This is a genomic window from Streptomyces anandii JCM 4720 (assembly GCF_014650655.1).
GTDB lineage: Bacteria > Actinomycetota > Actinomycetes > Streptomycetales > Streptomycetaceae > Streptomyces > Streptomyces anandii.
Window position 1 is genome coordinate 187,254 of sequence record NZ_BMVJ01000006.1, and the last position, 7,528, is coordinate 194,781.

6 protein-coding genes are annotated in these 7,528 nt (G+C 73.8%); all 6 read right to left on the minus strand.

What is annotated here, in order from left to right; all coding sequences use genetic code 11:
• On the minus strand, positions 1-101 hold a 101-nt coding region (locus IE249_RS37175), incomplete at its 3' end, for a hypothetical protein (RefSeq protein ID WP_229858465.1).
• Between the two features lie 70 nt (positions 102-171).
• Positions 172-1,647, minus strand: a complete 1,476-nt coding sequence (locus IE249_RS13590; RefSeq protein WP_189705065.1) for a sugar transferase — start codon at positions 1,645-1,647, stop codon at positions 172-174.
• Positions 1,648-2,146: 499 nt separating this feature from the next.
• Entirely contained in the window at positions 2,147-2,527 is a 381-nt protein-coding gene (locus tag IE249_RS13595; protein WP_189705066.1) for an ArsR/SmtB family transcription factor, read from the minus strand.
• Positions 2,528-2,678: 151 nt separating this feature from the next.
• Complete coding sequence (locus tag IE249_RS13600; RefSeq protein WP_189705067.1) at positions 2,679-3,602, minus strand: NADP-dependent oxidoreductase; 924 nt, start codon at positions 3,600-3,602, stop codon at positions 2,679-2,681.
• On the minus strand, positions 3,599-4,837 hold the full coding sequence (locus IE249_RS13605) for an MFS transporter (protein WP_189705068.1): 1,239 nt from the start codon (positions 4,835-4,837) through the stop codon (positions 3,599-3,601). Before IE249_RS13605 ends, IE249_RS13600 begins: the two co-directional genes overlap by 4 nt.
• 248 nt (positions 4,838-5,085) lie before the next feature.
• Positions 5,086-7,528, minus strand: a 2,443-nt coding sequence (locus tag IE249_RS13610) for a helix-turn-helix transcriptional regulator (RefSeq protein WP_189705069.1), incomplete at its 5' end; no start/stop codon positions are given.

Sequence of the window (7,528 nt, forward strand, 5' to 3'; positions counted from 1 at the left end):
ACCTGGCTGACGTCCACCCCGATGACCTCGTGGCCCATGCCGGCCAGGCACGCGGCCGACACGCAGCCCACGTAGCCGAGCCCGAAGACGCTGACTCTCATGACCCGTTCCTCCCCCCGGGCAGGCCCCTTCGGCCTGCGGTCCGCGCGTCGGCGCGGCGATCCCCGCACATCAGTAGGCCCCCTGCCCGTAGAGCACCGCACGCAGCGTCTTCCACAAGATCACCGTGTCCAGGGCGAGCGACCAGTCCTCCACGTACCGCAGGTCGAGGCGGACCGCCTCCTCCCACGGCAGGTCGCTGCGCCCGCTGATCTGCCAGAGCCCGGTGAGCCCGGGCTTGACCAGCAGCCGCCGCCGGATGTCCGGGCCGTAGGCGGCGCACTCCTCCGGCAGCGGAGGCCGTGGACCGACGAGCGACATCGATCCGGTCAGTACGTTGAAGAGCTGCGGGAGTTCGTCGACCGAGTACCGGCGCAGCACCGCCCCCACCCGGGTCACCCGCGGATCCCTGCGGAGCTTGAACAGCAGGCCCGCGCCCTCGTTGCGGTCGGCCAGCGCGTCACGCGCCCGGTCGGCGCCGGCGACCATGGTGCGGAACTTCCAGATGGTGAACTCGCGGCCGTCCTTGCCGACCCTGCGCTGCCGGTAGAGCGGGCCGCCCGGGCTCTCCGCCACCACCAGCAGGGCGACGGCCACCATCAGCGGCGCGAAGAGCACCAGCAGGATCGCCGCGCCCAGACGGTCGACGACCGCCTTGATCGCCCGGCGGCCCCCGGTGAAGGCCGGCATGCTGACCCGCAGCAGTGGTATCCCGAGCACCGCGTCGACGTGCAGCCGCGGGCCGGCCACTTCCATCAGTACCGGAGCGACGACCATCTCGGCGTCGCTGCCCTCCAGGTTCCAGGCCAGCCGCTGCAGCCGGCCCGGGGACCAGTGCGGGTCCGGTGTGACCGCGACGACCCGGTAGGCGTCGCCCCGGACATGGCCGGCGACGTCCGCCAGCCGGCCGACGACCGGCACCCCGTCCACCTGCCCGCCGCCGGGCACGGGACCGTCCGTGCACACGGCGTCCACCCGCCAGCCGAGGTGCGGGAATCTTCGCGTCCGGGCGATCAGGTCGCGCACCGTGTCCGGGCTCCCGGCGGCGAGCACGGGTCTCAGACACCGACCCTCTTTCCGCTGTTTGTGCAGCCAAAGGCGCAGCAGATACCGCGTCGTCATGGTGACGAGCGCAATAGCGGGAATGGCGACGAAGATCCAGAGTTTGATGTTGCGCGAGGTGAGGGCTATTCCGCCGAGCGCCAGTACGACGGTCGCCGCGAACAGCGCGCGTCCGAGTCGGCGGAATTCCTCCGCGCCCTGGCCGAGAACCGCCGGTGCCCACGACCGGCTCACCGCGAGCGAACCCAGCACCAGAAGCTCGGTGCCGAATGCGAGAATTCCCCACTTCTCGTGCCAGTTGGCCGCGTCCCGGGCCCCGAAGAAGGCGCCGATCACCGTCACCACCAAGGCGGTGGCCACGGTGTCGCCGGTGATCACGACACGCCGGTACCGCTGCTCCCAGACGGTGGCGGGCCGGCCGACGGGCCCGCTCGCCAGACTCTCAGGCGCCGGCGGAAACGGGCTGACTAGTCCCTCCTGCCGCACGGAACCCCCCCGGTCCCCTGTGATTCGACGTGTTTGCCCAACACGGTTACACCCCCCTCGGGAGGCCCCCGCCTCCCGCACAGTTCCTCCCTCGGGAGGCCCCCGCCCCCCGCGCCGCGCTGTTCCTCAGACGGAAGGCCCCCGCCTCCCGCTCATGAGTCCGGACGTATCGCCGCTGCTCGAACAACCCACCCCAGGGGCAGCGGACTCGCCTTTCCTGACCGACTCCCGTGGTATGCGGAAAACCCGCCGAAACCCCAGGTGCTCCCCGCACCCAGGGCCCACGTATAGATCATTTGACTGATCGCCTCATGCTCGAACAGCTGAAGCACGGTCAATCTAGACCATCGGAGCGCGTATGAAGAGGGGATGTGTGGAATTCGTGCGCATGCTTTGAGCCGTGATTCGCCGGTCGAAGATCGCCAATGGCCTTTTCGGCACCGAGAGGTGTGACGCGAGTGAACAAAGGGTCAATGGAGTCCGGCTGTTGCGTTCCCGCTCACCGGGCGGATCGAGCCGCCGGGGGGCAGGGCCCCCGACGCGCGCCCTCGGCGCCGACCGGCTCCCCGTCCGCTGCCGGACGGGTGACGCGCACCGCGTCGAGCAGGCCGGGGAAGCGGGCCTCGAGGTCGTCGCGCCGCAGGGTGATGATCCGGGTGGTGCCGCGGACCTCGGTGTGCATGACGCCGGATTCGCGCAGGACCTTCAGATGGTGGGACAGGGTCGACTTGGCGATCGGGTAGTCGAGTTGCCCGCAGGTGCGGGAGCCCTCGGCGTGCATGACGCGCGCGATGTCCCGGCGGATCGGGTCGCTCAGCGCGTGCAGCACCTTGTCCAGGGAGATCTCGCGCCGGTCCGGGTGGTGGAGCTGGCTGCGCATGCGCGACCTCCGCAGGGTGTCCGCCGGGGCCGCCCGGCACTCGGGACGGCCCCCTCGGGCTGTCTCATTCAAGGTTCTACGATCATAGAACATCGAGAGGCGTCGAAGCACTTGCGCGGCCGGGCGAGGATCTGAACGACGGATTCCGCCGTCACCGGCCGGGCAGCAGCACGATCTTGCCGCCGAGCCCGCCGCGCATGCCGAGTTCGAGCGCCTCGCCGGCCTCGGCCAGCGGGAAGCGGGCGGCGACGGGCAGTTCGAAGGGGCTGTGGCCGATCAGGTCCAGCGTGGACGCCAGTTCCAGTGGAACGTGCTCGAGGAAGGGCACGCCCCGCTCCGGGGCCTGGAAGTCGGCGACCGTGACCCGGCGCCCCGGGACGTTCACCAGGCTCACCGCGGTCGCGGTGGGCCGGGGGCCGCCGGCGCAGTCGACGGACGCGTCGAACGGACCGTGCTCCGCCAGCCGTTCGAGGAGCCCGTCGCCGTACTCGACCGGGGTCGCGCCGAGCCGCCGCAGCAGGCCGTGGTGGCGGGCCGAGGCGGTGCCGACCACCTCGGCCGCCCCGGTGAGCAGGGCGAGCTGGACGACCGCGAGGCCCACTCCGCCGGACGCACCGTGCACCAACAGCCGCTCGCCAGGGCACAGTTGAACTTGGCGCAGGGCCGAGTACGCCGTGCCGGCGGCCACCGGCAGGACGGCGGCCTGTTCGGCGGAGAACCGCGCCGGCCAGGGCGTGAGTTCGTCGGCCTCCTGAGCGGCGGGGACGGCCTCGTACTCCTGGTAGGTGCCGGGCCGCCCGTGGCGTACGACGGGATCGCCGACGCGGAACCGGCGTACGCCCGGGCCGGTTTCCACGACCACGCCCGCAGCCTCGACGCCGAGGCGGCCGCCGGGCAGCTCCATGGGGACGTGGGCCCGCAGGTCGCCGCGGAGGATCTTCCAGTCGATCGGGTTGACCCCGATGGCGCTGTAGCGGACGACGACCTCGCCGGGCCCCGGCACGGGCACGGGCAGGTCGGTGGCGTACAGCGCGTCGGGCGCGCCGTACCGGTCGAAGAGCACGGCCTGGTTCACGCGCCCGCCTCCCGGACGCGGAAGGCGCCCGCGGCGGCGTACACCGCGAGCGAGACCAGCTGGGCGGCGACGGTGAACACGGCCACGCCCCAGAAGCCGTCGACGTTGCTGAGCAGCACGCCGCCCACGGCGCCGCCCACGGTGGTGCCGACGTACATGGCCGAGTTGGCCAGCGAGGAGACCGTGCCGCGGGCGGTCTCGGTCTGCTGCTGCAGGATGCTCATGAAGACGGGGAAGAGGAATCCGCCGGCCATCATGACGAGCGCCAGCAGCACCAGCGCGGTGCCGAGGTTCGGTGACAGCGGGACCAGGCAGTACAGGGCGGCCACGGCCGGCACGGCCATGAGCAGTGAGCGGTACAGGCCGAGGCGCTGGACGAGCCTGCTGCCGAACAGCGAGCCGACGACGTTGCCCGCGCCGACCGCCATCATCGCCGTGCCGACGGAGCCGACGCTCAGCCCGAAGTCGTTGGTGAACCAGGAGCCGTAGAAGGACATGGCCTCGAAGCTGCCGGTCTGGAAGACCAGATAGCCGAGGAGGTACCAGCGCAGCCGCCCCCGGCCGAACACGGTGGCGTACGTGCCGAGCAGGGCCCGCGCCCCGGTGCCCGCCCCGGGGCGGCCCGGCACCGACGGGAAGAAGCGGGCGAGCAGCAGCCACAGCAGCACCGAGGAGCCGCCGATGACCCAGAACGGCAGGTGCCAGGAGTCGGCGGCCAGCCAGCTGCCCAGCGGGATGCCGGCGAACTGCGCGATCGACAGGCCCGCCGTGGCGAAGCCCATGGTCCGCACGATCTCCTGGGGCCCCACCAGGACCGGGATGGACGCCCAGATCTGCGGGGAGACGAACGCGGCGCTGACTCCGGCGAGGAACCGGAAGAGCAGCATCGTCCAGAAGCCCTGCGCGAATCCGCACAGGGTCGTCATCACGACGAAGCCGACCAGGCCGGTCAGCAGCACCCGGCGGCGGTCGCGTCCGTCCGACAGCGGCCCGGCGATCAGGGCGAAGACGGCGTAGCCGAGGGCGTAGGCGCTCACCATCCAGCCGGAGACGTCGGAGGAGACGTCGAAGGTGCGGGTCAGCGTCGGCAGCAGGGGTGCGACGAGGAACGTGTCCGTGCCGATGACGAACATGGTGGCGAACGCGAGCAGCGAGACGGTCCGCGGCGAAGGAGCGACGGTCGTCTCCGGGGCCAGGGCGGCCGGGGCGGAGGGGAGGCGGGACGTACTGGTCATCGGGTCCTGCACCTTTCGTTGTTCGTGGAACATCGAACAACGGGGGATGGTAGCAGGGTGCGCGTGCCCAACGGTGCTTCCACCCGGGAGAGTTGGCAGCACGGGCGGCCGTCTCAGGTGGTTCGCCAGAAGTGTCTGGGCCGCCGCGCTGATCGCACTCGCCGCGTTCGCGCTGCCCGGTACCGCCGGCGCCGACACGCAACAAGGGGGCGTCCGGCCGTGGAGCGGCGGTGCTCGTGGCCGTCGCTTCACAGGCGTTTGGCGCCCGCCGTCAGGACGGCCCGGGCCAGGTCCACCCGGGAGCGGACGCCGAGCTTGCGGTAGGCACGGGTCAGCGCGGCCTCCACCGTCTTGACGCTCACCACCAGTTCGGCGGCGACCTCCCGGTTGCTCGCGCCCTGCGCGACGCGCCTGGCGACCCTGCGCTCGGCCTCGGTGAGGGAACCCACGTCCAAGGACGCGGCGGCGGGGGAGTCCGCCGCCGTCAGTCGCTCCTGCGCGGCGCGGACCTGAGCCAGCCAGGGGCGCGCCTGCGCCTGCTCGAACAGACGGCGCGCGGCGCCCAGTTCACGGCGGGCGGCGTCCGCTTCGTACCGCCGCAGATGCAGCCGCCCGAGGGCGAGCCGCGCGCGACCCTCCTCCAGCGGGTAGCGCAGCGCCTGGTGCTGGTCAGCCGCCCGGCGCAGCACACGCACGGCGGCGTCCGGGTCACCGTCGGCCTCCAGCAGCAGCGCCCGCGGCCGGCCCAGGGCGGCCAGAACGCTCCGCCGGCCCAGCCGCGCCGCCTGCTTCCAGGTCCGCTCGACCACCTCGGCCGCCTCCTGCCGCAGGCCCTCGCCGATCAGCGCCTCGGCGAGATCGCTCTGCCAGCGGCGCATCGCCGGATCACCCTGCCCCTGGGCGAGTTCCAGGTCCCGTACCCGGCGCAGCAGGCGCACCGCCGCGCCCGGTTCGCCGCCGATCAGCCGGATGTGGCCCTCCGCGTACAGGGCGCGGGGCAGGAAGAGCCGGTCGTCGTCGTCCTCGCTGTGCCGGCGTGCCTGCTCGGCCGCCGAGAGGGCGTCGCCGAGGTCACCGCCCGCCGCCCGCGCGATCGCCACCGCGTGCCAGGCGGGCCCCTGGCTGAGACCGGCCTCCTCGGCGACCCGCAGACTCTGCCGGGACATGTCCAGGGCGCGGGCGCAGCGGCCGCGGTGCACCTCGATCTGGGCGAGGCAGGCCAGGCACTGGCTCAGGGTCTCCGGGCTGCCGCGCCGGCGGACCGCGTAGACGAGGGCACGCATCTCGGTGTACGCGTCGTCCAGCCGGTCGTGCAGCAGATGGCGGCGGTGGCGCAGGTAGGCGGGGCCGTTGTGGTCGTAGAGCACGCGCTGGTCCGCCGGTGACGCCAGCGCCGCGTCCAGCGTCTCCTCCGCCTCGGGCCGGCCGAGGTAGAACTCCAGCGAGGACTGCAGCGTCAGGCCCAGCTGATGGGTGCGGGTGTCACCGGCCCGCCCGGACAGCAGGGCCGCGCGTACGGCGTGCGGGTGCGCCTTGACCGCGGAGCCTTCCGCCAGCCAGGCCCGCCAGGCGAGCCGGTAGTGCACCTGGGCCATCAGGCCCGGGTCGCCCTCGGCGTCCCGCAGCGCGTGCCGGAACACGTCGGACACCTCCGCCACGGCCTGCCCGCTGGAGTCGATGACCGCCACCCAGGCGCGCACCCGGTCCGCCGGCGTACGGCAGTCGCGCAGCGCGCGGTGCGCGAGCCGCCGTACGAGCGGGTAGTCGCCCGCGGCGAGCGCGTCCTCGGCCGCCGTGAGACGCAGGCCGACGGCGGTGGCGGCGGGACCGCGGCGGCCCTCGCCCGAACTCCCCGCGCCCGCAACGCCGTCGGGCGTGTGGTCGGCCGCGCGCAGACCCAGCCGGGCCGCGCCCGCCGGGTCGCCGCGGCGGCGGGCGAGCGCGGCGGCCTCGGACAGCAGCGCGGCCAGTGCCGCGTCCTGGCCCCGGGCCAGCGAGGCGAGCTGGTGGGCCTTCTCCACCGGGTCCGTCGCGGCGTCGGCGAGCGCCCGGTGGATCCGGGCCCGCTCCTCGGGCGTGGCCTCCTCGTACAGCAGGGCCGCGGTGAGCGGCTGGGTGAAGCGCACCGGCCCGTCCGTCACCGGCTCCACCAGGCCCAGCCGCGCGGCCTCGCGCAGTTCGGCGGCGGCGCCCTCGAACCCGGCCGCCCGCAGCAGCGCGGGCGTGGGCCGGGCGGCGACGCCCGCGGCCAGCAGCGTGCGGCGGGCCGAGGGGCCGAGCGCCGCGAGCCACCTGTGGAAGAAGGCGCGCAGGGTCTCGGGCAGCGGCCGCACGGTGGTGGGCGTCGGCGGCTCGTCCCAGACCGGAGCGCCGTCCTCGCCGCAGGCCAGGGCCAGCTCCAGCGCGAAGCGCGGGTTGCCGCCGCTCGCGCGCCGGACCCGGGAGGCCCGCTGCTTGGGCCACGCCATACCGTGTTCCGCGAGCAACGCGGCGATCTCCGGCTCGGTCATCGGCGGCACGGGCAGCGTCGTCACCGGCTGCGGGCACAGCCGCACCGCCCGGACGACCGGATCGGTGCCGCCGCCGACCGGCTCGGTGCGCACCGCGGCCGCCACCGCGAGCGGGGTGCCCGCGCTGCGGTGGGCGACGAAGGACAGGGCGTCGGCGCTGGGCGCGTCGAGCCACTGCGCG

Coding starts and splice junctions, on each gene's coding strand:
- IE249_RS13605 (WP_189705068.1), bottom strand. CDS start 4,837: ATGACCAGTACGTCCCGCCTCCCCTCCGCCCCGGCCGCCCTGGCCCCG.
- IE249_RS13595 (WP_189705066.1), bottom strand. CDS start 2,527: ATGCGCAGCCAGCTCCACCACCCGGACCGGCGCGAGATCTCCCTGGAC.